General features: G+C 63.7%; 19 protein-coding genes and 3 pseudogenes. 10 read left to right on the top strand and 12 right to left on the bottom strand.

The window, feature by feature from the left end; translation table 11 throughout:
- Positions 1-1544: 1544 nt before the first annotated feature.
- From HWX03_RS37160 to HWX03_RS35835, 7 genes and pseudogenes are all read right to left on the bottom strand, one after another.
- A pseudogene (locus tag HWX03_RS37160) lies at positions 1545-1807 on the bottom strand (DUF2384 domain-containing protein); the annotation flags it as partial.
- A gap of 385 nt (positions 1808-2192) precedes the next feature.
- Positions 2193-2708 carry a RidA family protein gene (locus tag HWX03_RS35855; RefSeq protein ID WP_175874563.1) on the bottom strand — a complete coding sequence of 172 codons (516 nt, stop codon included), beginning with the start codon at positions 2706-2708 and terminating at the stop codon, positions 2193-2195.
- 29 nt (positions 2709-2737) lie between these two features.
- Positions 2738-3970, bottom strand: a complete 1233-nt coding sequence (locus HWX03_RS35850; protein WP_175874602.1) for an acyl-CoA dehydrogenase family protein — start codon at positions 3968-3970, stop codon at positions 2738-2740.
- Entirely contained in the window at positions 3970-5109 is a 1140-nt protein-coding gene (locus HWX03_RS36785; protein ID WP_244132866.1) for a class I SAM-dependent methyltransferase, read from the bottom strand. The genes HWX03_RS35850 and HWX03_RS36785 overlap by 1 nt, the downstream gene beginning before the upstream one ends.
- Positions 5004-6527: a class I adenylate-forming enzyme family protein gene (locus tag HWX03_RS36780; protein WP_208456833.1), complete on the bottom strand. Its 1524-nt coding sequence runs from the start codon at positions 6525-6527 to the stop codon at positions 5004-5006. Before HWX03_RS36780 ends, HWX03_RS36785 begins: the two co-directional genes overlap by 106 nt.
- Entirely contained in the window at positions 6517-7737 is a 1221-nt protein-coding gene (locus HWX03_RS35840) for an MFS transporter (RefSeq protein WP_175874562.1), read from the bottom strand. The genes HWX03_RS36780 and HWX03_RS35840 overlap by 11 nt, the downstream gene beginning before the upstream one ends.
- A gap of 107 nt (positions 7738-7844) precedes the next feature.
- Positions 7845-8231, bottom strand: coding sequence for an ectoine synthase (locus tag HWX03_RS35835; RefSeq protein ID WP_174433576.1), 387 nt, complete (start codon positions 8229-8231; stop codon positions 7845-7847).
- Positions 8232-8712: 481 nt separating this feature from the next.
- Between HWX03_RS35835 and HWX03_RS35830 the strand changes: the two genes are divergently transcribed.
- Complete coding sequence (locus tag HWX03_RS35830) at positions 8713-8904, top strand: hypothetical protein (protein ID WP_175874531.1); 192 nt, start codon at positions 8713-8715, stop codon at positions 8902-8904.
- 6 nt (positions 8905-8910) lie between these two features.
- Positions 8911-10161 (top strand): MFS transporter, encoded by a 1251-nt coding sequence (locus HWX03_RS35825; RefSeq protein ID WP_175874561.1) that lies wholly within the window; start codon positions 8911-8913, stop codon positions 10159-10161.
- 41 nt (positions 10162-10202) lie between these two features.
- Here the strand turns inward: HWX03_RS35825 and HWX03_RS35820 are convergent, their stop codons facing one another.
- Positions 10203-11321 (bottom strand): helix-turn-helix transcriptional regulator, encoded by a 1119-nt coding sequence (locus HWX03_RS35820; protein ID WP_175874601.1) that lies wholly within the window; start codon positions 11319-11321, stop codon positions 10203-10205.
- A 238-nt stretch (positions 11322-11559) separates the two neighbouring features.
- Between HWX03_RS35820 and HWX03_RS35815 the strand changes: the two genes are divergently transcribed.
- The gene (locus HWX03_RS35815) at positions 11560-13641 is read left to right on the top strand and encodes a hypothetical protein (protein WP_175874560.1); all 2082 of its coding nucleotides are present in this window, start codon (positions 11560-11562) and stop codon (positions 13639-13641) included.
- 176 nt (positions 13642-13817) lie between these two features.
- Here HWX03_RS35815 and HWX03_RS37155 read toward each other — a convergent pair.
- Positions 13818-14021 (bottom strand): annotated as a pseudogene (locus tag HWX03_RS37155) (polysaccharide deacetylase family protein); the annotation flags it as partial.
- 484 nt (positions 14022-14505) lie between these two features.
- Between HWX03_RS37155 and HWX03_RS35810 the strand changes: the two are divergent.
- From HWX03_RS35810 to HWX03_RS35795, 4 genes are all read left to right on the top strand, one after another.
- Positions 14506-15801, top strand: a complete 1296-nt coding sequence (locus HWX03_RS35810; protein WP_175874559.1) for a dicarboxylate/amino acid:cation symporter — start codon at positions 14506-14508, stop codon at positions 15799-15801.
- 32 nt (positions 15802-15833) lie between these two features.
- On the top strand, positions 15834-16013 hold the full coding sequence (locus tag HWX03_RS35805; protein WP_175874558.1) for a hypothetical protein: 180 nt from the start codon (positions 15834-15836) through the stop codon (positions 16011-16013).
- Between the two features lie 224 nt (positions 16014-16237).
- A complete protein-coding gene (locus HWX03_RS35800) occupies positions 16238-18172 on the top strand; it encodes an SMP-30/gluconolactonase/LRE family protein (protein WP_175874557.1) in 1935 nt (644 codons plus the stop codon).
- Positions 18173-18447: 275 nt separating this feature from the next.
- Positions 18448-19278: a peptidyl-prolyl cis-trans isomerase gene (locus tag HWX03_RS35795; RefSeq protein ID WP_175874556.1), complete on the top strand. Its 831-nt coding sequence runs from the start codon at positions 18448-18450 to the stop codon at positions 19276-19278.
- A gap of 31 nt (positions 19279-19309) precedes the next feature.
- On the opposite strand, the gene HWX03_RS35790 is transcribed toward HWX03_RS35795, so the two are convergent.
- Both HWX03_RS35790 and HWX03_RS35785 read right to left on the bottom strand, forming a co-directional pair.
- The gene (locus HWX03_RS35790) at positions 19310-19747 is read right to left on the bottom strand and encodes a GNAT family N-acetyltransferase (RefSeq protein WP_175874555.1); all 438 of its coding nucleotides are present in this window, start codon (positions 19745-19747) and stop codon (positions 19310-19312) included.
- A 42-nt stretch (positions 19748-19789) separates the two neighbouring features.
- Entirely contained in the window at positions 19790-20743 is a 954-nt protein-coding gene (locus HWX03_RS35785) for a hypothetical protein (protein WP_175874554.1), read from the bottom strand.
- A gap of 306 nt (positions 20744-21049) precedes the next feature.
- On the opposite strand from HWX03_RS35785, the gene HWX03_RS35780 reads away from it, so the two are divergent.
- On the top strand, positions 21050-22342 hold the full coding sequence (locus HWX03_RS35780) for an MASE1 domain-containing protein (RefSeq protein WP_175874553.1): 1293 nt from the start codon (positions 21050-21052) through the stop codon (positions 22340-22342).
- 13 nt (positions 22343-22355) lie between these two features.
- On the top strand, positions 22356-23171 hold the full coding sequence (locus HWX03_RS35775; protein ID WP_175874552.1) for an alpha/beta fold hydrolase: 816 nt from the start codon (positions 22356-22358) through the stop codon (positions 23169-23171).
- Positions 23172-23178: 7 nt separating this feature from the next.
- Here HWX03_RS35775 and HWX03_RS35770 read toward each other — a convergent pair.
- Positions 23179-24202: pseudogene (locus tag HWX03_RS35770) on the bottom strand (MerR family transcriptional regulator).
- 320 nt (positions 24203-24522) lie between these two features.
- Between HWX03_RS35770 and HWX03_RS35765 the strand changes: the two are divergent.
- The gene (locus HWX03_RS35765) at positions 24523-25464 is read left to right on the top strand and encodes a LysR family transcriptional regulator (protein WP_175874551.1); all 942 of its coding nucleotides are present in this window, start codon (positions 24523-24525) and stop codon (positions 25462-25464) included.
- The last annotated feature ends 78 nt before the right edge of the window (positions 25465-25542 follow it).

Here is a 25542-nt window from a genome sequence, read left to right as displayed (position 1 = left end):
CACTTTTACAGATCGCTGTTTGGCTTGTAGATTGTGAATTTTGAGATCTAAATTTAATAGTATTTGGTGCGTTTTAAATGCGACAGGTGGCCAAGTTCTTGAGGAATTGATTTCGCGACTGCTCGGTAGTGGGGTTCCATCCAAGATTTTGGACATCGTAACAGATGAAGTGATTTTATTTACAAAGTACGTTTGTTGCTACTCGGAGTGTGATGAAATCACACACTTCAAGTGGCTTGATAAATACGCCTATGTCTCGATTAATTCGGTGAATTTAAACGACCCGCGCGACTACTGTCTGTGGTGCAGAGCTGCTATCGTCGGTGGCGTCATCGGTGGAATAAGCGGAGGCCTTTCAGCCATCAATACCTCGGGAGTATCTGCTGAGGGAGTTTTGTAGGTGTTGCAGTCGGAGTCGCGTTGGTGCTCTTAGCACCGTCTCATTTGGGACTGGAAGCATGTTTGCCCTTTCCAGTGCTGCGACAGGCGGTCTTGCCGGAGCAGCCGGAAACGTGGCCGGCCAGTTAGTCGGCGGCACATCACCGTCGTGCATCAATTGGGGGGCGGCGGGTGCCCAAGGTGCTATCGGCGCATTGGCGGGGCTTTTCGGAGGTGGGTTGGCGATAAATCCAGCCTTGAATCCTAGCGAGCTAGGGGCAGCGAGCGCTGCCAGTGCGGGCTTATTCAGTTTTGGTTTTAATGCAGGGACACCTACGTCGCTGGGCGGATTTTTTAATAGGCGATGAGCCACAGATAATCGAGAGTCCGTATGTATGATGCCAATAATGTCTTGGTCGCTTTTTTTTTGGTGTTGGGTATGGTTTTCCACTATTTTTGTAGGTCTCGTTGCACTAGATTTTGTCGGGAGGCACCGGGGTGCGAGTTGGTTCAAGCGGTCGCCGCTATGGTGGGCAATACGGGTACTGTGGCTAGTCTTGTTGACTGGCGGCTTACTTGGCATGGCGCGTGTGTCATATCTTTTGCGGACGGTCGGCGCGTTTGGCGTGCTGAGTTGGATATCCGGCATCGCCCTCGGCATTTGTTTCTTCATTGCGTTGCGGAATGCTCAGAGAAGAAGAGATAACGAACCGTGACCTTGGAAGTCTTTCAAATGTGATAGGTGCTGCGTGCTGCTAAGTTCCGTCGAAACACTTAGGTCTGGTGCCATTCCCAAAGGCAGCCTTTCTGACAACAGGCATACAGTTTTCTCAGAAAATATGTCCAAGTATTTGATCGGTCGAGGCGGCCAAAGACAACCTCGATGGCAAGTTGAACGAATGCTCATCCTTGCAATCAGCGTCGCGATTTGGCTTCTGTTCAGTTGCGACATGCTTTTAGAGGCGCTTCATGAGGATCGCGAAACTAATTAGGATCGAATTCAGAACCTAGTAGTTTGGGATTTGGTTGCGGATTCAACCCGTCGATGCAACACCCTTGAGGCTGCATAGCAGCGAGCAGTGTTCCAATGAAAAAGAGACGGCGGAGCTACTATACAGACAGCCAGAAAGCGCTAATGTGGGAGCGCTGGCGCAAGGGCGAGTCGCGTCTCCGGAGATATCGATTGCAGTTCGGATGATCCGCAACGCGTCTTGCAGATACTTTTGCACACTTTCGGCGCCGGGAAGGCGACTGATGGTATTGCGATGGACATGGGCTAGTCGAGCGAGCGTCTGTATGTCGATGTGTAGTGCGGCAGCGAAGCGTCGTGCCGAGACGATCGGCGCAGTGCTCTCGGCTCATTCAAAGACGCCATGAACCGGTCGAAATCGAGGGGCGGCGTTGAATCGCGGGCCAGATCAGGGTTCATCGAAGACTACAATTTGCACAGTTATAGCACCAGCAGTGTCGACGGTGCTGGTCGCTGAAACGCTCGTCCATTGCGCCACTGATCGCCGAGTTCCGTCGGGACACCTCGGCAGAGCCGTGACATTCCCAAGGACAACTTTTCTGAGAATTTCCAGGGCTGCGGACATCTTTTCTGAGGCGAGAGGTATGTCGATTTCTCAAAAAAGATGTCCAAGCCCTTGATTTTTATAGGGGGGCAAAGACACCTTTTCTGCGAGCCCACAGATGTTGTTGGTTCTCCGAAAAAATCTCCGCAGCCCCAATATGTTGTCTTTGAATTGATGATGAAAACGCCTCGAAATAATCTGCTTTAACCGGCGCAATTTTTGGAATTTTGCGTCTGCACCTTACCCCCTCGCCGTGAGCCTGCCTTCAGCGGAATCCTGCCAGACGAACGCAACCAGATCCACTTCGACCGCAGCGTATCGAGGCAGCCGGAATGCGCTGAGTGACGTTCTGGCGTGTACGCCCGCTTCGCCGAACACGGAATACACCACCTCCGATGCGCCATCGGCGACGGCACTGTGTTCTTCGAATGCAGGGTCGCTTTGCATGTAGACGCCGATGCGCGGAACTGCCCGGACCCGATCGAGGGTGCCGAGTGACCGTTGTAATAGCGCGATGCAGCGAGCGGCACAGATCATCGCGCCGCGCCGCCCACTGTCCACCGACACGTCCGATCCGATCAAACCGCGAATGGTGATTTCGCCGTTAAGCTTCGGAATTTGTCCACTGACGAAGATCTGGTTGTCACAGCGCATGAGCGGAGCGTACCGCCCGGCCGCACCCAAGTCCTCGTCTGCGGCGAGTCCCAGCGCATCGGCAATTCCGCGGAATATCGCGTCCCGGTTCATGTCGATCATCTCCGTTTCGTCGTCCGGCGCCGCGGTATTCACTGATACACCGGCGGGGAATCGCGGGAGGTGTCCGTCGAATGCGCGATCGCGTGGCCGCCATACGCAACAGCTGCCGCGTCCCAGCCGACGTCGATGTGCGATGCCATGACCTGCAGGTCGCGCCAGTGACGTTGTGCAGGATGGGCGTCGAATGCCACGGCGGTGCCCATGCTGCCGATCAGTCGTCGGATCGCGTCGACGCAAAGCTGCGCGATGAATGCGCGATCACGCCTGATGCGGACCGTCTCGGCAGGCGACACCGCGCGCCGCGCGATGCCGGCCGTGTGCAAGGTGCGGACCAGTGCGTCGTAGAGACGACCCGCGCAGGCGAGCTCCGCGTCGCTTTTCGCGATGTGCCCGCAAAGCACCGCGTCGCCGCTTCTACCGCGGCTGCGGAGCGTATTGATGCAGTGCATATACGCGCCCTGTGCGCAGCCCAGAATCGGTCCGATGATCCACGTCGTGCTGTACGGGATGAGCGGCACGTCGTACAGATACGCGTCGGGATGCAGGTCGGCGCCGGCGGGATGCGGGCCAAAATAGTTCGAACGAGCGAAGACCCACTCGTCCGATACGTACAGCTGGTCGAATGCAATATCCCTGGAACCTGTCGCGCGCATGCCGGACACGTGCCACGTGTCGAGCGCACGGACGTCTTCGCGTCGAACCACGACCTTGAAGATCTCCTGGGCCTCCGGTGCGTCCGTCCCGCCGAGTCGTGCCGAGACGATCACCCAGGTTGCGTGATCGATGCCCGAGCTGTAGCGCCAGATGCCGTTCAACCGGAATCCGCTGCCGTCCCTGACGAACGTGCCGTTCTGAACCGTGGCCGTCGCGAACAGCTGTCGCGGCCCGTTCGCGAAGATGATGTCCTGAGAGGCGGCGGGCAGGCGCGCCGCAGTCGTCACATGTCCGCCGACGACACTCAACATCCAGGCCGTGGACGCGCACGCGGTGGCCGCGAGCCGCGCAGCTTCGACGAGTGTCGGAAAGTCCTGCTGCAATCCGCCGTAGCGGCGCGGTGTCAGCAGGTGGAGGAGCCCGGCGTCGTGCAGTTCGGCCATTGTCTCGGGCGACAGGCGCGCGAACTGATCGGCCGCCTGTGCGCGAGCCTGCCAGCGCGGGAGCAGTTGTTCGATGCGTCGTCCGATCTGCGTGCGCTCGAGTTCGAGCCCGTCCACGCATGACCGGATCGTATCCATTGACGGGAGGTCATCATGCAGCTGCATCACGTCGCGTCTCCTCGCGGCCCGGCCACTCTGCGCGGTACGGGGTGATCGAAGCAGAACACGGGCTCGATGCAGGGTTCGCCGAGCAGCGAGACGAATTCCTCGATCGATCGTGCGTCGTTGGAGGCGACGAACTCGTAAAAATTCGTCCCGTTCCAGAGCAGATAGACATGTTCGAACTGCGCGTGGATCGACGCGACGAGCGTATCGAACGTCACCTGTCCGTTTTGCATCTGCGAAAGCATCTGGTTGCGCTTCCAGTCGATTTCCTCGCGGCTGAAGTAATGACGCTTGTGCAGTTCGTCCTTGACGCTCTCGCGCTTGTCGTACTCGTCGAGCGAATCGCAGTTGAGCTTCTCGAGGAAGAAGATCAATCCGTTCGGCTTGAGCAGGCGCGCGACATGACGAATCTGGTCCGCGCGATCCACGCCATAGAACTGAAATGCAGCAGTCTCGTAGATGTAGTCGAACGTGCCGGAGAAGCGGTCGAGGCGCGCATGCTCCCGGAACAGCCGAGGGGTGACGTGGGCGAATGCCTGCGGGTGGAACGTCGAGAAGTCGTGATTGGCGAACTGGTTGAACGCCGTTTCGTTGGCCGGATTGGGCGAGTTCGTGAAAGTGCGGATCAGGCCGTTCGATCGTTTTGCCAGCGTTCTGCCGTTGGTACCGTCGAAGGCATCGACTTCGTAAAACTCGAAGTGCTGATCCGCGTGCTGCCTGCAACGTTCGGAATACCGCGTGAGCGCGACGCCGACGCGCGACATTTCCTCCAGTATGGCTGGCACGCTGGCAAGGAAATGCGTGAACAGCGGCCCGGCTTCGGCGACCATCAGGTCGTGATACGCAAGCACGTCCGGATCGCGCAGCAAATGGCGGATGCGGCTCGCGACCGATTGCTTCGGCACCTGCGTCGCGCCCGTCGCAAGGCTGTGAAAATAACTTGCCATCCGGATCATCGGCGCGCTTTCCAGGTATTGCTCCGCGCCGTTCTCGATTCCGCTTGACGTCATGATTGACCTCTTCGCATGTGGTATCAGTTCAAGCCCTGGGCGGACACCTTGCCGCCGAACGTTCTTGGCAGCGCTCGCAGAAAGTCGATGCTTGCCGGAACCGCGGCGGAATCCAGATGGCGGCGACAATGATCGAGCAGCTCGATTGCATTGGCCGCAGATGTCGCAGCCGGAACGACATAGGCTTTGGGGACGCGTGCGCCGTCGGACCGGGAAACCGGTACGACGAGCGCTTCCGCAACGGATTCGTGGTCGAGCAATACCCGCTCGACGGCGCGCGGATTCACTGGCACGCCGTCTCGATCGAACAGGTCGCCTTTCCTGCATTGAAAGAACAGGAATCCGTCCTCGTCCATCGCGAACAGATCACCGGTCATGAACACGCGCGATTCACCGAAACATCCTGTGCGAATGACGCGGGCGGTATCGCTTTCGCGCCCCCAGTATTTCTCCATCAGCAGATCGCCGGCTACCGCCAGTTCACCGACCTGCCAGGGCTGGACCACGAGCGCATTGTCGTTGCCGACGAGGTAGGTTCTGATGCCCGGAATGGCTTTGCCGACCGAGCCGATACGTCGATCGAGTTCGGCGGGCGGCAGGTAGGCGACGCGTTTGCACTCGGTCGAACCGTAGTTGCAGTAGATCAGGACAGCCGGTAGCGCCCGCCGGAGCAGGCGAATGTACTTGCCGGGCAACGCCTGTCCGCTGGTCGAGACATACCTCAGCGATTGCAGTCTCGAGGCAGGCAGGTCGCCCGATTCGCACAGGCGGAAAAGCGCCGGCGGAAAGACGTGCAGGCCGGTTACGCCGTGTTGCTCGATGATGTCGACGATGGCGGCGGCCGACGCGGGCAACGCCGTCTCGACCACGGCACGGCCCCCGAACAGCAGCGGCATGACCGTGTTGTAAAAGCCGTAGTCCGAGCTCAAGCCCGGGGAGAAACCGAGCACGATGTCGCGTTCGCTATTGCCGAGATAGCCGGAGACCGAGCGGAACGCGGCAATCATGTTCCGGTGCGTGACGAGCACGCCCTTCGAATCGCCGGTCGAGCCGGATGTGTAGAAGATCGTTGCGGCGTCATCCATGGAGGGATTGCCGGCTTCGGATGCGCCGTCGGTCGCGAAGCAGACGACATATTCCGACAGGTCGCCGCGGGTCGCGTCGATCGTGACCGCGCGATGACGGGATGCGACGCGGGGCGAGGTCAATCGCGATGCCACGAGCGCGCTGGCGCCGCAATCCGCGATCTGCTGCTCCAGTTCGGCGGTGTCGATCGTGTGCCTGATGCATGCCAGTACGCATCCCGCCTTCAGGATGCCGAATGCAGCCGCCACCGCATGCACGGACATCTCCGAATAGAGCGCGACGCGCGCGCCGGCGGGAATGCCGAGACGGTGAAGCGTATCGGCTATCGTCAACATCACGTCCAGCAATTCGCCGTAGGTTGCCGAACGTCCGTCGACCACCAGCGCGACTTTGTCTCGCCGGCTGCTCGCGCTGCGCTCGAAGTATGTCGGGAATCGTTCAATCATGGCATCAGCCTTCATGTGAGGACACCGAGGCCGACGAGGGGCTGTGGTCCTTTCGAATGCGGGGCGCGAGCGAGACCAGCAACCCGAGGCAACCCATGCACACGGACAGCACCATGATTACCGTGTCTGGTCCGAAACGCGTCGAGAACGCGCCTACCGCGACGCCCGCGAGCGGCTGTGTCATGTTGTTGAGGAGGATGACGACTCCCGTCGTCTTGCCGTAGTCGCGCGCGGGGATGATCTTCTGCCGCGTGCTCCGGATGTACACATTGAACATCTTGTCGAATCCGACGATCAGCAGGAAGCCGAAAACGTACCCCGCAATTCCCGGGCTGGCTGCCGCGATAACGCCGCCGACACAGATCGAACCGAAGCCGACGAGGCCGAGGACGCGCCTCGGGACATGCAACCTCGCCGTCATCAGCAGAATCGCGATCGTCACGCACGCGCCTGCCGTTTGCAGTCCTGCGTAATAGCGTCCGCTTTCGTGATGAAAGCCGGTGACCATCGCGGCGGATGTCGCGAGCGTGACGCCGATCACGAGGTTCTCCGCGGCAGCCAGCATGATGACGGACTTGAGGCCTGGGAGACGGGCGACGTGAGACAAGGCCGTCCTGATCGGCGTGAACCAGGTGCCGTGCGTGCCTTCCGGCATCACGAATTCGAACGCGCTGGCCTTTTGCCAATAGGCGAGCGCGACGTCGGCCGTGACAAACAGCACGGCCGCGGTGGCCACGACGAATTCCCAGCGCCACCAGGACAGCAGGATCGCCGCGAGCATGGGGCCGAGCACCAGGCCAAGCTGGTCGGCCAATTGCGAATACGACAGCACTTTTTCGAAGCGATGGCTGCTGAATATCTGCGGCAGCATCACCTCGCGCGCCACGATGCCCTGACTCGTCAGCATGCCGCACAACGCGGACAGCGCGATCAGCCATCCGATGCCGCCGACGAGGTCGTAGGCGGCGACGCCCGCGACGCATACTGCCGCGCGGAGAACCTGACTGACGCGCATCAGTTTCGTGGGCGAATACCGGTCGCAAAGCGCGCCTAGAAACGGGAAGCACAGGTATCTCGGCAGTGTTTCGAGCGAAAACGCGATGCCCGACCAGGACACGCGCCCTGTCATCTGAAAGATGACCAGCGGCACGAGAAACAACAGAATCTGGTCGGCGAGGCGGGCAAGGAAAAGCGAATGGAAAAAGGCTTGATGCTGGGCGCGCACGAACAGTCACCTTTCTTTTGCGCGGAGCACGCGATGCATGCGCGCTCCTGCGGACGTTGCCGGGAGGGCGGGTACCCCGGGGCCTCCCGGAATGAGCGTATCGAGCCTCAGTAAGCGGACGCTTCCGCAGACTCCAGGTTATGCCGTTCGTGTCCCTTGAGCGGGGGATTGAAGACGCTGACAAGCACCAGATCCCCGTCTTTGCCGCCGCGCAGGTAATGCTGGTCGTGTCGATCGAGCACGTAGAGGGTGCCCGGGCGGATCGGAAAGACGTTACCGTTCATGTCCTCGACCTCGCCTTCGCCTGCAATGCAATAACAGGCTTCGAGATGGTTGCGGTATTGCAGGAGCGATTCCGTACCCGCACGCACCACCGTATGGCACACCCCGTAGCCCATGCCGTCCTTTTCCGTCAGCAAGCGATGGCTTGTGCCGGAGCCCCATTCGACAAGCAGTCCATCTTTTTCGACATCTCTCAGGTTCCTGACAAACATATTCGCATTCCTTTCTTTTATGTAAGAAATTATTGTCCTGCTCTCGGCGGAAGCGAAGCCACGAAAAAGCAAGCCAGTGCCCGTAACAGAATGGCCGGCTAAATCATGTAGTTTTTCAACATTAACCGCTGATGGCGTGGCTGGTCAAGGGCGGGATATGGGAGAATTTCCGGTGATTAATGTCAATATGCCTTGGGGGTATTGGGGCGGAGCTGGATAGGCGCAATGTAGTTTATCTACATTTTTTGTGGATTGCACGGCTTGCCGACATAATGCGTGGCGGTGTCATCTGGCTCTCACGCGCGATCTTGCTATCAAAATGTAAGGCGCGACGCCCTGAAGTATTCGATATCGGGATTGATTCAAAGGCGTCTTGATGAGGGGTGTTTTAATAATTTGGGAAGAGTTGAGTGTTCTATCTTTGGTGGATGTATTAAACCTGCCATTTCTGCGAGGTGCGTGGTCCTTAATCATAGAATTGATGCTGATTGGTAATTGTAAAAAACGCGAGGGCATTGTTCCGTTGTTCGCACGGCCGCTGACGGATTTCCTCGCTACCGTGGTCGTGAACGACGCCGTGCTGTACCCGAGTGCCAATGCCGTTCAGCAAGCCAACCCTGACGAACTCGCGTTCCGGGACATGTTGCTGATTTCCTTTTCCTCAGCGAGATGAGCTGACATGAAATCCGAGCTGGTTCTAGAAAAATGCGCTTCGTCTTCGTTGGCGCAGTGGTACGTCTGGTTGTCGTTCAAGACGATCTCCGACATCAGTTCGACGATGATCAGCATCGTTCTGGCGACCTACGCGCTCGAGGTCACGGGCTCCGCTGCGCTGCTCGGCCTGACGATGGCGTCGCGCCTGCTGGGTGCGGTCGCGGGCGGTGCCGCGGTGCCGCGGCTGAGCCGGTTCTCCCGCCGTACCCTGATCTTCGCCGCGGAAGCGGGCAGTGCACTGGCGATCGGCGTGCTGGCTACGTCGTCGCGTGCCGCCGACGCGTCGCTCATCTATTTCGTGCCCTTCTTCATCGGCCTTTTTCAGGGGATGTACCGGGTGTCCATCATGTCCGAGGTTCCGGAAATGGTCGGGCAGGAGGGCCGGCATCGTTTCAATGCGATCCTCAGTGCGACCGATGGCGTGTCGGTGGTCGGCGGCAGCCTGCTCGCATCGGTGATCACGCAGTACCTGGCCTACAAGCTCGTATTCCTGATCGATTCGATCACGTTTGCGGTCTCCGCCATTGCATTCCTGATGCTGGTGGGCAACATGCCGCGCCGACATCGACCGGCCGAGGAGACACAGGCTGCCGCCGAGGCCGGCGTGCGGCCGGGCGCGGCGCGTTATCTGTCGGCCATCGTGATGCTGGTAATCGGCGCGCGCTTCGTCGAAGCGCTCGGCTCCGGTACGCACAATGTCGGCTTCCCGATCAGGTCGCAGCTGTTCGACGCGAATCAGCCCGCGTTTCTGTACGGCTGGCTGATGGCGGTGTGGGGTGTCGGACGGCTCGTTTCCGCGGCAGTGACACCGCGCTTGCTGGAGCGTCTCGAATCGCGTCACCAGCCGCTCGAGCCGTATTTCATCGAGTTGCTGATCTTGACCTTCGCGTGCTTCCTCGGCGTCTTCGAGGTGCGCGGCATGCCGGGCATGTTGGGCTTCGTCTTGCTGGCAGGCATTTTCGACGCCGCCACGGAGACGATCTACTATTCGCTCCTGCAATCGACACCGGCCGCGTCACGCGATCGCGTGATCGGTATCTCGTACGTTGCGGAGCGCACCGGCCTCGGATTGGGCATGCTGGCGGTCGGGTTCGTGTTCTCCCGGCTGGGAACGGATGTGACGGCGCTGCTGTTCTATTGTGGATCCATCGCGCTGGCCGGCTTGGCGTTCGTGGGCGTCAAAAGACGGCTGGCGCAGGAGGCAGCGGTCCGGTAGATCGACTGAGCCAGATACGACCCGCTAGCCCCTTCGACGTCTCAATCCTCGCGCTTGTACTGCGGGAGCACCCAAAGCATCCGCCCGACCGCTTCGGCCTGATTCCGCGAATGCGTCTTTTCATAGATCGCACGCAATTGAGTACGAACCGTCGCCAGCGACACGCCCGCGATGGCCGCACATTCGTCAGGCGTCTTGCCGTTGATCAGCGCTTCCGCCACTGCGGCTTCGGCGCTCGACAAACCGAACGACTGCCGCAACTGTTGTGCGACGACGAGCGGGGCGGCGTTGCGTCGCCTGACCGTGATCAGCATCGTCGCGTCGCCGAACGTCGCATGGAGCGCTTGTCCGGACAGTGCCGCGATGCTGAGAAAAATTTCATGCGCCGCCACCAGCGTGCCGGAAAGCGCAAGGCTCTCGCCCTTGCGGGTCTTCGCGACGCGCGTCAATGCCGCCTTGAATGCATCGTTCTGCGGCGCGCTCGTCGCGCTCAGGCACCCGTTCTCGATCTTGAGGCAGGTGGTGGCGCGCAGCATCGACTCGGCCGCCCGGTTGACGAAGACGACGCGCGCGTGCCTGTCCAGTGCAAAGACGGAAAGACCCAGCTCCTCCATCAGTTCGGCGCCGAGCGTGGCGTCGCGATGCAGCACGCGCGCGTCTCGCCACAGGTTGATCGAGCGTTGCAGATGCCCGGCCATGCCGGTCAGGGTCGCGCGTTCTTCCGACGAATACGGCGTCCGGCCGTGCGCTCGCAGCAACCCGAGCAGAATGTTGTCGCTGCCGGGGCGCGCGAAGCGAATCCCCATCAGGTAGCGAAATCCCGACGGAATCTGAAAGTCCTGGAAGAACTCGCTGCGTTCGACGTCGCAGTCGGTGAGGTGATCCTGACAGCACACGAATTCGCCGAGCGGTGCGCTCTCGACGAAGCCGCGGCGTGGATCGAGCGCGCCGTAATACTGGTCGTAGCGGGCGATGATCTCGTCGAATTCCGCGCGCGGCGAATAGATCGAGAATTGCGGCGCATTGCGCGCGGCGTCCCAACTGAACATGTGAAAAACGTTTGCGCCGAGCGATTCGGATACCCGATGAAAAACTTCGAGAAAACCGTCCGGTTGCAGCGCGGCCTCATAGAGGTCCCCGATGAGTTGGTCCCGTTGCATGCTTCCCCCCGTCGCTTCGCGATCTTCGTATATGCATTTTGTCTGACGATATTGCTTCGAATACCGAATTTTTTTCAGGCTAACACAGGTTATTTGCGTTTCATGCAGTGTTATTTCCCGATTTTCATCCACCTGAATGATGATCGCAAAAATCGGCTTTGCGAGAATCCTCGCCGTCCAGCGTGCATGAGCGGTGCATATGACACGCATCAACCAGAAGGATGTCGGGGGAAACGCAATGAAACTCACGCCTGTCGTATCCGGTATTGCAGCGCTCGTCCTGTCGGCGTGCGGTGGTAGCGACAGTTCTTCGTCGCCGCCCGGGGCACCCGCGGCGCAGACGGTCAGCGGGGTCGCGGCCGCCGGCGCGGCGATGCAGGGCGCCACCGTTAAGCTGGTCGATGCGACCGGCAAGGCGGTCGACTGTCCGGCCGATGCGTCAACCGGCGGGTTTCATTGCGCGGTGACTGGCCTGACCGCACCTTTTGCGTTGTCCGCATACGGCAACGTCGCCGATTCGCAGGCCACGCTGATCGCGCTCAGCGCCACGGCCGGCACGCAGACGATCAACATCACGCCGATCACGAACGCGATCGCCGCCACGATCATCGGGGACAATCCGACGAAGCTGATGGCCGACACCGGTTTGCTGCAAAGCAAGGTTACGGCCCAGGCGGTTGCCGGCACGGTGCAGGCTTATTCGTCGGTGCTGGCCGACCTGCTGGCCGCCACCGGCAATACGGGCGTCGACCTGATTTCCGGCCCGTTGACCGCGGGTGCGCCGGGGCTCGACCGGTTGCTCGACCAGGTGAAGATCAACGTCCTGCCGGACGGCGGCGTCCAGATCAGCTCGGTGGCGGGCGCGTCCAGCGATACGCCGGTGCAGCTTCAGCTCGCGCCCGGCGTCGCGCCGCAGGCGAGCGACAAGGCCAGCCTGCCGGCCGCCGCGACGATCAATGGCGCGGTGGTGTCGAACCTGCCGAGCGCCAGCGATCTGGCGGCATTGCAGCGCGTGCTCAACCAGTGTTTCGCCGGTTCGACCGGCGCGGCGCGCACGGGCGGCAGCGTATCGGCGTGCGGCCAGATCTTCGTCGACGATGTCGCGTCCGGCGCGCTGAATGCAGGCGTGCCCGCCGCGTATCTCAACAACGGGATGTCGGTCGACCAGGAGTTCGGTGCGCCCGCCGGCGGCACGCCGGGCATCGTGGCCGACGATGCGATGAACAACGCCAGCTTCAGCTTGCCGGAAGTCATTCGCGTCGTCGCCAGCGACACGATGTGGGTCAAGCTCGCGTGGACGCGCAGCGACGGCATTCGCGACGGCATGCAGCAACATGTGCAGCTCGCGGTGCGGGCGGGCAGTCTCGCGAATGGCGATACCGGCTGGCGCGTGATCGGCAACCAGCGCGCGGTACTGAGCAAGGTCAACGCGAACGCGCAGAAGTGGGACTGGTTGAATCCGGCTAATCCGTCGACGGGGACCAACGCGTTCGTCGATTCGCTCAACCTGCAGGTGGGGGCCGTCGACGCGGCCGGCACCGCGGTGGACTTCGCGATCGTCAACGGCCCCGGCTTGCGCAACGGCGTGTTTCTCCAGCCGTCGAGCGGCACCTGCGACACGCTGAACATCCGTGCGCAGATCGCAAGCGGGCAGACGCCGGCGCAGCTCGCCGCCCTGGCGAAGAGCGCGCAGTGCCGCAACAACTTCCGCCTGGCCGGCGTCGCGCAGGACCCGGCCAACCAGGGCCTGTTCACGTGGCCCGGCGACGCGCCGCGCAACAATACCGCGTGGGCGAAGCCGCAACTGAGCGCCGCCGAGCTGGCCGACATCAAGCCGTTCAGCGCCTATACGATCGACGTCTACCAGAACGGCAACACGTCGACGCCGGCCAGGCACTACACGGTGCGGGTGCGTACGCCGTCGCCGTCGCCCGACGCGCTGCGTCAGTACGCGTGGCACGATCTCGCGCAGTCCACGCGCGACAAGCTGACGCCGGGCTCCGCCGGCACGTTCGCGGGCGGCACGATCTTTCCGTTGGGCTGGACGTCGAAAGCGGGGCTGCCGTTCGTCAAGCGCGGCAACGTGCAGATTCGCGCAACCGCGGCCGGGCAGACCGTGGCGACGTTCGTCAACGGTACGGCATCGGCGCCGCCGGTCCAGCCGGGTGCGGCGGTGACGCTCAACGTGCCGGGCGATCAGGGCGTCGCGTTCCCGTCGGTGGCCGGCTGGGGTGGCAGCACCGACTTCTCGTTCGTGAGCTTGAGCTGGTCCGATTCGATCGACACGGCCTTCACCGAGTCCTTCGAGTACGACCGGTAACGGACAGCCGGGCCGATGCGTCCGGCGAACACGCGGCCGGCGGGACGATTCGCGATCCCGTTGGCGCGTTCATGCTCGCCGGCTTGACCTGACGGCGAGGCCCGTCCGTGCGCACGCATGGCATGGACGGGTATCGAGAGGTCGGTGGATGAGTCGCGTTTCGGCGATGATGCGCGCTACCAGGCCGCCCCCACCCGCGCCTTCAAACACTTGCACCACAACCTCACAGCGCCGACCCCGCTCGCCACCGGAATCCGCGGCAACAGAAACGGATCGTCGGCCGCACCGGCACATCCGCGGCGGGTCGTCGTCGCATTGCCGTAACCGGCAGCGATGACCTGGTCGCGCACGCGTGCGTCGAGATCCCCGTACGGATAACAGAGCGGTTACGTGCGGTAGTGTCGATGTCTGCGCATCTTTGTGACGATGTGTCGCGCTCGCTGGATCGTGTCGGCCCGTGTGCGACGATTTCCCGCGAAAGCGATCGTGACCGGCATGGCGGCCGACACCTGCGTGTTGGTTGCCTGACGCCCGGCGTCGCCGGCCTGCCGCGTCTTTTCGGGCCGGCCGCCTTCTGCGCGACTCACTGACATTCCCCGGCATCCGGCCGCGCGGGAAGCGGCCCGGACCGCGACACAACCCCTTTCCCGACGACATCAGGACGCAAATCAACCCGCGCCGCTTTCAGAATTGAAAGCCGGTGCGCCATTTGCGTTAGAATGCCCCCCCTGTCCGCCCTGGTGACCGCCGGAGACCGCCCGAAGCGGACAGATCGCCCGCATGGCGACACAGGTTTCGATTCGCAGCCGGACGCGACTGATTGACCAGCCGTTAGCAACATACGCCTTGTAATTTGGACCACTAATGAAGAAGAAGCACAACATTACCAAGTACATCGTTGTCGCGATGATTCTTGGCATCGCCGTAGGTTACGCCTGCCATAGCGCGTTTCCCGACCCGAAGATGGCGAAGGAAGTCGCCGGTTACGTGTCGTTGCTGTCCGACGTGTTCCTGCGCTTGATCAAGATGATCATCGCGCCGCTGGTGTTCGCGACGCTGACCGTGGGCATCGCGCAGATGGGCGACGGCAGCGCGGTGGGCCGCGTGGGCGTCAAGGCGTTCGGCTGGTTCTTCATCGCGTCGTTCACGTCGCTGCTGCTCGGTCTGCTGACCGCGACGCTCCTGCAGCCGGGCAGCCACCTGAGCCTGCCGCTGCCGCCGTCCGATGCGGCGCTCAACCTGAAGACGGGCGCGTTCACGCTGAAGGATTTCGTGGTGCACCTGGTGCCGAAGTCGATCGCCGAGGCGATGGCGAACAACGAAATCCTGCAGATCGTCGTGTTCTCGATCTTCTTCGGCACCGCGCTGTCCGCGCTCGGCGAATCGGGCAAGCGCCTGACCGGCGTGATCGACGATCTCGCGCAGGTGATGCTGAAGGTGACGGGGGCGGTGATGTTGTTCGCGCCGGTCGCGGTGTTCGCGGCGCTGGCGTCGACGATCACGACCGAAGGGCTCGGCATCCTGCTCACGTTCGCGAAGTTCATGGCGAGCTTCTATCTGGCGCTTGCGCTGCTGTGGGCCGTGCTGACGCTCGCCGGCGTGACGTTCCTCGGCAAGCGTGCGTTCACGCTGCTCCGGCTGATTCGCGAGCCGTTCCTGCTGTCGTTCGCGACGGCCAGCTCCGAGGCCGCGTATCCGAAGCTGCTGGATGCGCTCGACCGCTTCGGCGTGAACCGCAAGATCTCGAGCTTCGTGCTGCCGATCGGCTATTCGTTCAACCTCGACGGCTCGATGATGTACTGCACGTTCGCGGTGCTGTTCATCGCGCAGGTGTACGGCATCCATCTGCCGCTCGGCACGCAGATCACGATGCTGCTGATGCTGATGGTGACGTCGAAGGGGATGGCCGGCGTGCCGCGCGCGTCGCTGGTCGTGATCGCGGCGACGCTCAACCAGTTCAACCTGCCCGAAGCCGGCTTGCTGCTGATCATGGGCGTCGACATGTTCCTCGACATGGGGCGCTCGGCCACCAACGCGGTCGGCAATTCGATCGCGGCGGCCGTGGTCGCGAAGTGGGAAGGGCAGCTCGACGCGCCGCGCGACGACGATTCGGACGGCGCGCGCGTGCCGGAAGTGAAGGTGCGCGAAACGTCGGCATGATGCGTGGCGACGCGTTGCCTGCCCCGTAGTCAATGACGATCGCCGGCCTGGATTCGATACGGATTCAGGTCGGCGATTTGTTTGGGTGCAGTGGTTTTTCCGATACTTCCGGAATGGCATTCGCCGTTTCAATTTATCGACGCCGAACCGGCGGCGATATTCCCGCAGGCAACAGCCTGATTCTTCCGATTCCCGATTCGGCGTGGAAGTGACCATTCACTGACACGCGGCGGCGCTTGTCGCAAGCGCGGGTGATTCGCAATTTTTTTCGATTTATATAACGCTATTCTCGCCCTGCGCATTATCGAATGCATGCCGTACGTCATACCGACTGCGCCGGATGATTCGGGGAAGAATTTACATCTCGCGGACTTCAAGCCATCTGGCCGGCCGATCCCTTATGTGAATGTTTGTCCCGTTCAGGAGAGCATCCGTCATGGTCGCCAGACAACAAATCCGGGCCGCGCTCGTTGCCGCGGCGATCGCCGCATTTGCGCCCGCTGCTCACGCAGCCAACACCACCGACTGGATCGCGAATACGTACGGCACGCTCGCGGCGCACGTCGGCAACGTCGCGCGCGCGATGTGGGTCGCGCCCGAAGGCGTGATCTACACGGCGTCGATGTGGGACGAGGATGAAGGCGGCGTCGCGATCTACCAGAACGGCAAGAGCCTCGGCTCGATCGGCGCGCATTCGGAATTCCAGGGCAGTGCGATCACCGGCAATGCGACGTCGCTGTTCGTCGCGCTGCAGCCCGGCAAGACGTACGGCAGCGGCGCGGTGGGGCGCTACAACCGCGCGACGAAGTATCGCGACCTCGTGATCCAGGTCAGCGCGGCGACCAATCAGCCGCGCATCGACGTCGTCACCGGACTCGCGACGGTCGGCTCGCTGCTCTATGCGAGCGACTTCTACGGCAATCGCGTGCGGGTGTTCACCACCGATGGCGTGTGGCAGCGGGACATCGGCGTGTCGGCGCCGGGCGCGCTCGCGGTGGACGGCGCGGGCAACGTGTGGGTCGCACAGAAGAGTGCCGGCTCGATCGTCGGCTTCAGCCCGGCCGGCGCGCTGCTGAACACGATCCGGATGCCGGCCGGCTCGCACCCGTCGGCGCTGTATGTCGATGCGGCGGCCGGGCAACTGCTGGTGGGCGACGAAGGCCCCGACCAGAACATCAAGCGTTATTCGATCTCGGGCCGGCCCGCGCTGGCCGGCGCGTTCGGCGTGCGCGGCGGCTATCTCGACACGACGACGGGCATCAAGGGGCAGGTCGGCCCGCAACGCTTCACGCGCATCGTCGGGATCGGCAAGGACACCGGCGGCAACCTCTATGTGCTCAACAACCCGTGGGGCGGCAGTTGGGATCTCGGCCGCAACGGCGCGACCGACATTCACGCGTACGGCAGCAGCGGCAACCTGCGCTGGACGCTGCAGTCGCTGAACTTCGAAGGCATCGCCGCGCCGGACCCGGTCACGGACGGCGCGCTGTTCTACGGCGGCACGCACATCTACAGCGGCAGCGCGGGCGGCAAGTTCGTCGCGAACACCGTCGATCCGTTCACGTATCCGTCGGACCCGCGCATCAACATGAGCGATACGCAGCGCGACGAACACTTCGGGCTGCTCACGTCGGTCGGCGCGAACCGGATCCTCGTCGCGGCCGGCCAGAATCCGCCGGTCTTCTACTTCTATCATTTCAACGCGGCGAACGGCTACATCGCGATTCCGGACGGCTCGATTCCGGGCCCCGCGTTCAACACGACGCAGCGCGTGACGGGCGGCTTCAGCGTCGACAGCCAGGGCGGCGTATGGGCCGGCCTCGACAAGACCGGCGCGATCACGCATTACCCGCTGACCGGCTTCGACGCGAACGGCAAGCCGTCGTGGGGAGCCGGCGTCGCGACCCGCATTCCGGCCAGCATCCAGCCGCTCACGCGCATCGTCTATCTCGCGGACAGCGACACGATGGTGCTCGCGCAGGGCGCGGTCGGCAGCAACGACTGGACGTCGATCGGCACGCGCATCGAGGTGTATCACGGCTGGCGCGCGGGCAATACGACGAAGCCGGACCCGGTGATCACGCTGCCGCACAGCGGCGCGAAATCGATCGACGCGGCGGGCAACCACCTGTTCGTCGGCTACTGGTTCAGCAGCAGCGGGCCGCTGTGGCCGAACGTCGACGCGTTCAACCTCAGCACCGGCAATCTCGACACGACGCTGGTCAACGCGAGCCCCGCGACCGTCGATACCAGCAGCGCGATCGATGCGATGTACAGCATCCGCGCGTACCGCCGGTCGAACGGCGAGTACGTGGTGATGAAGAACAACGTGAAGGGGAACAGCATCACCGTGTACCGGTGGACGCCCTGACGTGCTGAACGTGCGGCCGCTTCGGGCGGCGGCCGTAGTCGCGAAGTCGTGAAAGCAATCGTGAGCATTTCCGCGGATGGTTGCTCAACGCGCATGCAATGAACCGCGGGCACAATGCGTGCGGCGCCGCGTCGGACCCGCTTCCCCGACCTCCCGACGTGGAAATGCGGTTCCGTGCACAATGGCAGCGGCTCCCGCAGACGTCGTGCGGGCGTGCACGATGAACGGGCGCGGCTGCCCTCTGCCGCGTTTCTTATGCTTGAAGCGACATCACGATGAAAATGAAAACGATACCGAACCGCCTGTTGACGATCGTCGCGCTGGCCGGCGCACTGAGCGGCCCTGTCCACGCACAGACGGCGGCGACCGTCGCGACCGTCAACGGCACGCCGATCACGCAGGCCGACGTCGATACGCTGCTGCGCGCGTCCGGGCAGCCCGATTCGCCGCAGATCCGCCAGGCGATCAAGAACCAGCTGATCACGCGCGTGCTGGTTCAGCAGGCGGCCGAGAAGGCGAACTACGCGGACAAGCCCGAGGTCAAGGCGGCGATGCAGCAGGCGAAGGTGACGGCCGAGGTGCAACTGTACCTGCGCGACAACGTGAAGCCGGAGCCGGTGACCGACGAGCAGGTCAAGGCGCGCTACGACGAACTCGTCGCGGCGCTCGGCAAGAACGAATACAAGCCGCGCGTGATCGTCGTCAAGGATGCGGTCGCGGCGGCGACCGTGCTGAGCGAGCTGAAAGCGGGCAAGTCGTTCGACGGGCTGGCACGCCAGTACAGCCTGGCGCCGAGCCGCGATACCGGCGGCGAGCTGCCGTGGGTGAGCTTCAACACGCCGGCGGCGGAAGGCAAGACGGCCGGGTTGCCGCTGCCGGTCGCGCAGGCGCTCGAGAAGCTGACGGTCGGCGCGGCGACGAAGGATTCGATTCCGGTCGATGGCGTGCGGGCGATCGTGAAGCTGGATGCGAAGCGGCCGACGCAGGTGCCGGGCTTCGAAACCGCGAAGCCGACGCTTCAGCAGCAGTTGCAGGCGATTGCGGCCGAGAAGGCGAGTGCGCAGATGATCGGCAATCTGCTGAAGGACGCGAAGATCACGCAGTAATGGAAATGCGGCGGCGTCGAAACGACGCGCGTCACGCGTGCCGGATCAGGTTCGCGCTCGTGTCGGTTTCCGACGCGACGCGGAAGCCGAGGCGTTCATAGAGCCGCCGCGCCGGGTTGCCGTGCAGCACGCTGAGCGACACTGGTACGTGCGCGCGTGCCGCATCGGTCAGCAATGCGTGCAGCACGGCTTCGCCGATTCCGTGGCCTTGGTGCGCGGGGAGGATCTGGATCTGGTGGACGTGCCATTCGCCGGCGGCGCGTGTCACCTTCAGCAGGCCGATGGCATTGGCGCCTTCGCAGACGATCATCGCGTCGTCGAAGTTCGCGCGGATGCGCCGGTCGTGCGCATCGTCGTCGGTCGGCGCGCCGACGCGCTGCAGGTGCTCGGTCATCGTGAGTCGACGGAGTGTCAGCAGGAACGGGAGATCTTCCTGAGACGCCGTACGCAGATGGATCGCCGGTTTCACGAGTGATGAGAAGTTGCGTCGGGTGCGAGGCGTCGGTGTGGATCACATGCCCGGCAACCGAATTTGCAGGCCGGCCGGGCGATGTTCGAGGACATCCGTGACCTCGTACTCGGTTTTTGCCCCGTCCGAAGTTTGCCACTGCTGCATACGGACATTGCACAACAGCACGTCTCCCTTGCTGAAACTGATCTGGCTGTTGTTCACGCGCGACAGGAAGCCGGCATCGGTGATCGTCGCGTGAATCGTCGACGTGCCGTCGTACAGGCGCCACTTGTTGTCGTCCTTGAACGCGAGCGACACGATCGAGAACGCCATCTTGCGATGCTCGTCGAGCAGGAGCGCATCGGTTGGCTCGGGCGCATGAAACCATGCGATCTCGTTGCGGGTGACCGTCTCGTACACCTCGGTATCGGTGCCGGCCGCGAAAATCTCGATGCCTTCGCGCGCGAGCGGCGCAAGCACTTGCGCGATAGCTTGGCGAACGCGGACGTCACTCAGCAGCGTGAGGACGGGCAGGTCGATTTCGAGTTCGTCGCCGTCGACGTCCAGCACCGCGGTGTGGGCCTGCATCCGCACGTGCGTGATCTCGCGCCCGCGCAGCCATTTGACGACGGCGAAAAGCCCCTTCCTCGCCCTGGGCGCGGCGATGCCGAGCGCGGTCAGGATCGTGACCGCATTGGCGAGCGCCGTGCCTTCGTTGCCGCTCAGCATGTCGCGCATGCGGCCGAGCAGCGAGGTCGCGAGTGTGAAGTCGATGCCGAAGCTGCCGGTCTTGAAGCTGCCGCGCACGTTGACCTGCGGTCGTACCTGAGCGCCGCACAGTGCGCGGGTGGACGCGTCTAGCAAATCGCCGAACGCCAGCAGCGCGGGCGCGAGTTCGCGCACGTCCCTCTCCGACGAGTCGAGCGTGGGCCCGTCGTACGTGATGCGAAATCGGCTCATGGTGCCGAAGGGGCCGATATCGGCCGGGCCGGTACTGTTTTCATGTGCGGTCATGTGGAATGCGGGTGTGAGAGGTGGACGATACTCGAAACGAATGCTTTCGGATGCCTTTCATGGTGGGGGCGAGCGGCCGGCCGCGCGCGATTTTGGCCATCCGGACAAGGCGGCTTGCGGACGTGTCCCGATAGCGCCCGGCAAGCCACGAACTTTTCCGATACTTTCCCGGTCACACTCGCCAGCTTGCGGGGGGCGCGCCGGTGCCCCGAACGTGCTGCCGCCTGCCGGTATTCCGCCGTTCGACTCGCCCGCCTATCATGCGCACATCGCTCGCACGCACGGCGCAATACACAGGGATTCTCGATGGACACCAAACGACCGCGGCCGGGGCTCGTCGCCGCGCTGCTCTGGGCAGCGCTGTATCTCGCGACCGGCTACATCTCGCACGAATTCAACGGCCCCGTCCGGCTGACCGGCTACATCTGGCTGCCGGCGGGCGTGACGGTCGGCGCGTTCATGCTGCGGCCGGCGCGCGAATGGCTGACGCTGGCCGGCGCGTTCCTGGTCGGGCAGCTCGCGCTGACCGGCATCGAGCACGGCAGCCTCGTCAACGCGGTGCTGTTCACGGTCGACGAAGTCGGCGCGGCCGCGCTCGCGGTCTGGCTCGTGCAGCGCGTGCGCTTTTCGCTCGAAGGGCTGTACTTCCTGCGCTCGGTGATCCTCGCCGGCTTGATCGCGGGCGTCGTCGGCGCGATCGGCGGCGCGGCGTGGTACACGACGGTCAAGGGGGCGCCGTTCTTCGACGTGTGGTGGGTGTGGGCCGCGTCCGATTTCGTCGGCGTGCTGCTGGTCACGCCGGTGCTCGCGTCGTGGTCGCGCTTTCGCGCGCACCGCTCGGGCGACCACGAGCGCTTCGACCTGATGCTCGGCATCGTCGCGTTCGCGCTGCTGGCGGTCGTCGCACTCGTGATCTTCGACGGCGATACGTCGCAGAAATTCGGCACGGGCGCCGGCTTCGCGCTCACGTATGTCCCGCTGTTCCTGACGGTCGCGGTGACGCTGCTGCTCGGCGGCCGTGCGGGTTCGTCGTCGGTGCTGGTGCTCGCGCTGATCGTGATCGAGCAGACCGCGCAAGGCGACGGCCCGTTTACGTCGTTCCACGAGCATTACGGCAGTGCACTGCTCGAGGCGCAGCTCTATCTGGCGGTCGCGTCGCTGCTGGTGCTGACGGTGAGCACGCTGAAGACGACGCGCGAGCGCGTGCACGAGCATGCGGCCGTCCTGCAGAACAACATGGAGCTCGCGCTCGCGAGCGCCGGCCAGCTCGCGTACGTGCTCGATCCCGAGTCGGGCCGGATCGAATGGAGCGGCGACGTCGAACGCGTGTTCGGCGTCGGCGTCGACGCTGCGCAGATCGCGAGCGTGCCGCTCGTGCTCGAACGCGTGCAGCCGGGCGACCGCGACGCGCTGCGCGACTACTGGAATGCGGAGATCGCGGGCGAGGACCGCGCGTCGCTGTCGCTGCGCATCGTGCTGCGCGACGGCGGCACGCGGACGATCACCGACCACGGCGCGCCGCTGCTCGATTCGAACGTCGACGTGACGGTGGTGGCGGGCGTGTGGCAGATCGAGCGCGTGTGGGCGGCGGACGAATGAGCGGGCGCGCGTCATGACGGGCCGCACGGGCGTGCTGCTGATCCACGGGCTCGGCGGCACGCAATACGATCTCGGTTCGCTGCACAAGGCGATGCGGCGCGCGGGCGGCGACACGCACATGATCACGCTGCCGGGGCACGGCACGCGCCCCGAGGATCTGGTCGGCGTGCGTGCGGAGGCGTGGCTCGACGCGGTGACCGAGCAGTACCGCGCGCTAGAACGCGAGTACGACACGCTGCACGTCGCGGGGATGTGCATGGGCGCGCTCGTCGCGCTGCTGCTGTGTCATCGCGTGCAGCATGCGCGCGGCCGGCTCGCGCTGCTGGCCACGCCGGTGTTCATCGACGGCTGGTCGACGCCGTGGTACCGGTCGCTGCGGCACGTGCTGTATCGCGTGCCGGGTGTCGCCGAGCGAATGCGCGTGGAGGAAGGCGATCCGTTCGGCATCAAGAACGCGACGATCCGCGCGATCGTGAAGAAGAAGTTCGAGCGGCAGGACAGTTTCCACTATGCGTGGGTGCCGCTCGCGTGCATGCGGCAGGTGGACCGGATGCGCGACTGGGTGCTCGACGCGGCGGCCGGTACGCCGTGCCCGACGCTCGTGCTGCATGCGCGCGAGGACGAGCTGACGAGCCTGCGCTCGGCCGATTTCCTGCTGGAGAAGCTGCCCGACGCGCGCGGGATCGTACTGGAGAACAGCTATCACATGATCTGCGCGGACAACGATCGCGACGACGTCGCGCGGCACGTGCTCGAATTCTTCGGCTTCGATCCCGTGCATGCGGTGAGCCCGGCGATGGCGCGGAGAATGGGGCGGCTGGAATCGTGACGGCGGCTCACGCCGTTATCGGCCGCCGCGCGATCCGCTCCCGAACCTCCGGCGTCGCGAGGCACGTGGCCACGGCCTCATACCCCGGCGCGCCGGAATAAGGCGCCACGCGCGCAGGCGAGCTGTGATTGGCCGGGCATAACAGGATGGTTTCGTCGGGGCCGACCGCCGCCAGATCGAGGATCGCCGACGAGCGCGTCAGCACGAACAGCGGCCGCATGCCGGCGGCTGCGCATGCGCGCAGATGCGCGATCAACGCCAGTTGCGTGGCCCGGTCGAGGCCCTGTTCGATCATGTCGACGATCCGCACGCGCGGGCCTTCCGCTTCGAGGCCGACGAGCAGCGCGGTCAGCGCCGCCGACGGCGTCGCGCCCCTGCCGGCGAGCAACGCCGACGTGCGGTCGACGCACGACTTCAGTGCCGGATCGGCGCGCAATGCGTCGGATGCCGCGGCACAATCGTCGTCCAGCCGATCGAGGCCGACGAACACGGCGGCCGGGCAGTGCGTCGGCCAGCCGAAGCGCGAGCCGCGTCTTGCCGCTCCCCAGCGAACCGATGATGTAGTTCAACGGCCGGATATCGCGGCACTCGAACCATTCGCCGCCCCACGGCCACGGCAGTCTGAACGCGACGCCGGCGCTGCCAGGGTCGAGCAGCCGCGTCAGCTCGCCATCGGCCGGCATCCGGCCGCGCGCCAGGCCGGCGCGCATCGCGCGCACGCGGTCGAGCTTGATCACGAGATCCTGAATCCCGTGATCGAGCGCCGCCTCGTGAGCAGCCAGCGCGGCATCGAGACTGCGCGCGTCGCCGTCGAGCACGCTCGCCACTTGCGCGAGACCGAGGCCGAGCTTGCGCAGCGCCGCGATGTCGGCGGCGCGCGCGAGGTCGTCCGGGCCGTACGCGCGGTATCCGGCGGGCGTGCGTTCGGGCGTGACGAGGCCGTGCCGCTCGTACAGCCGCAGCGCCTTGATCGAGACGCCGAGCCGCGCGGCGGCGGCCGATGCGTTCAAACGGGGCGTGTCCGTACCCATCCGTCACCTCTTGGCTGTCGATTCGTTGCGCTCAGCATAAAGGCGATCCCGGGGGCCGGGTCAAGCCCGATCGCGCGGCCGTGCTTGTTCGAATGCCGCCGATGACGGCAGGAACAATGGTGTGACGCGGGCGATGCGATCACCACATCAAAAGAGTTCGTGAACCGATACTTTTTGTTCAGGGTCGGTCGTGCGATGCACAAAATGTGTCGGTTGGGGAGGGCGGACGGGCGAGAGGCTGGCGGTGGCGTAACCGGGCACGTTCAGCCCGCGCGTGGCACCATCGCCGACATTGCGCCAGCGCCCAGTCGAAACGGATCATGAACAAATTTTCCGACATGAGCACCTTCGTGGCAGTGGTCGAGGCGGGGAGCTTCTCCGAAGCCGCTCGTCGCCTCGGCACCACCAAGTCGATCGTCAGTGCCCGTATCCAGAAGCTCGAGCTACGCCTCGCTTGCACGTTGCTCAAGCGCGGCCGTTCGCTGCAACTGACCGATCCGGGGCAGCGGTTCTTCGAGCAATCCCGGCAGCTTCTGCAGGAACTCGAGCGTATCGAAGGCGAAGTGAACGAAGCCGGCGCGAGCCTGAGCGGCAACCTGAAGCTTTCCGTTCCGGTCACCTTCGTCGCGCGCTATCTTGCGCCGCTGCTCTCGCGTTTCGCGGAAATGTATCCGGCGCTTTGCCTCGACGTCGAAGCGGACGACCGACTGTCGAATCTTCAGGACGGGCACTTCGATGCGGCGATCCGGATCGGCCAACTGGCCGATTCGAGCCTGATCGCCCGCCCCGTCACCGTCAACCGGCACCTGATATGTGCGAGCCCGGGCTATCTCGAGCGGCGCGGCGTGCCGGTGCATCCCGACGACCTGCCGCAACACGACGGATTGCTCTATCTGAACCGCGAACCCCATGGCATGTGGAGCCTGCCGCTCGAATACGAAAAGCAATCGTTTCGCGTGAGGGTACGCATGCGGACCGATTCGGGTTTTCAACTGCTTGCCGGTGCGATCGCCGGGCTGGGGCTGGCGATCCTGCCGACGTTCCTGGCGTCCGACGCGCTGGTTGCCGGCGAGCTCGTGTCGGTGCTGCCGGAATATGCGCCGTCAGGCGGGCAGGTCAATGTCGTCTATCGCAAGACGGTTCGCACGTCGCCGAAGATTCAGGCACTGGTCCAGTTCCTCGACGAAGCGATCGGACACCCGGCCCGTTGGGACGTGCCGCTGATCGAACGCGGCCTGCTTCCGCATCCTTCGCATACGTGAGCGCGCGGTCGCCTCGCCAATGAGGGCCGCGCGCATGACGGGCGGATGCGCGCGTTCGGAAAAAGCGAACCACCGGTT

The sequence above is a fragment of the Burkholderia sp. BCC0397 genome, assembly GCF_902832865.1.
Taxonomy (GTDB): domain Bacteria; phylum Pseudomonadota; class Gammaproteobacteria; order Burkholderiales; family Burkholderiaceae; genus Burkholderia.
This window is presented reverse-complemented; position numbering and strand designations above follow the sequence as displayed.

Bases quoted from the DNA above. Each gene is read 5' to 3' on its own strand.
- HWX03_RS35810 (WP_175874559.1), top strand. From the start codon at position 14,506: ATGAAGAAGAAGCACAACATTACCAAGTACATCGTTGTCGCGATGATT.
- HWX03_RS35835 (WP_174433576.1), bottom strand. From the start codon at position 8,231: ATGTTTGTCAGGAACCTGAGAGATGTCGAAAAAGATGGACTGCTTGTC.
- HWX03_RS35805 (WP_175874558.1), top strand. From the start codon at position 15,834: ATGACGATCGCCGGCCTGGATTCGATACGGATTCAGGTCGGCGATTTG.
- HWX03_RS35765 (WP_175874551.1), top strand. From the start codon at position 24,523: ATGAACAAATTTTCCGACATGAGCACCTTCGTGGCAGTGGTCGAGGCG.
- HWX03_RS36780 (WP_208456833.1), bottom strand. From the start codon at position 6,527: ATGAAGGCTGATGCCATGATTGAACGATTCCCGACATACTTCGAGCGC.
- HWX03_RS35830 (WP_175874531.1), top strand. From the start codon at position 8,713: ATGCTGATTGGTAATTGTAAAAAACGCGAGGGCATTGTTCCGTTGTTC.
- HWX03_RS35785 (WP_175874554.1), bottom strand. From the start codon at position 20,743: ATGACCGCACATGAAAACAGTACCGGCCCGGCCGATATCGGCCCCTTC.
- HWX03_RS35855 (WP_175874563.1), bottom strand. From the start codon at position 2,708: ATGATCGACATGAACCGGGACGCGATATTCCGCGGAATTGCCGATGCG.
- HWX03_RS35795 (WP_175874556.1), top strand. From the start codon at position 18,448: ATGAAAATGAAAACGATACCGAACCGCCTGTTGACGATCGTCGCGCTG.
- HWX03_RS35850 (WP_175874602.1), bottom strand. From the start codon at position 3,970: ATGCAGCTGCATGATGACCTCCCGTCAATGGATACGATCCGGTCATGC.
- HWX03_RS35825 (WP_175874561.1), top strand. From the start codon at position 8,911: ATGAAATCCGAGCTGGTTCTAGAAAAATGCGCTTCGTCTTCGTTGGCG.
- HWX03_RS35780 (WP_175874553.1), top strand. From the start codon at position 21,050: ATGGACACCAAACGACCGCGGCCGGGGCTCGTCGCCGCGCTGCTCTGG.
- HWX03_RS35820 (WP_175874601.1), bottom strand. From the start codon at position 11,321: ATGCAACGGGACCAACTCATCGGGGACCTCTATGAGGCCGCGCTGCAA.
- HWX03_RS35775 (WP_175874552.1), top strand. From the start codon at position 22,356: ATGACGGGCCGCACGGGCGTGCTGCTGATCCACGGGCTCGGCGGCACG.
- HWX03_RS35800 (WP_175874557.1), top strand. From the start codon at position 16,238: ATGGTCGCCAGACAACAAATCCGGGCCGCGCTCGTTGCCGCGGCGATC.
- HWX03_RS35815 (WP_175874560.1), top strand. From the start codon at position 11,560: ATGAAACTCACGCCTGTCGTATCCGGTATTGCAGCGCTCGTCCTGTCG.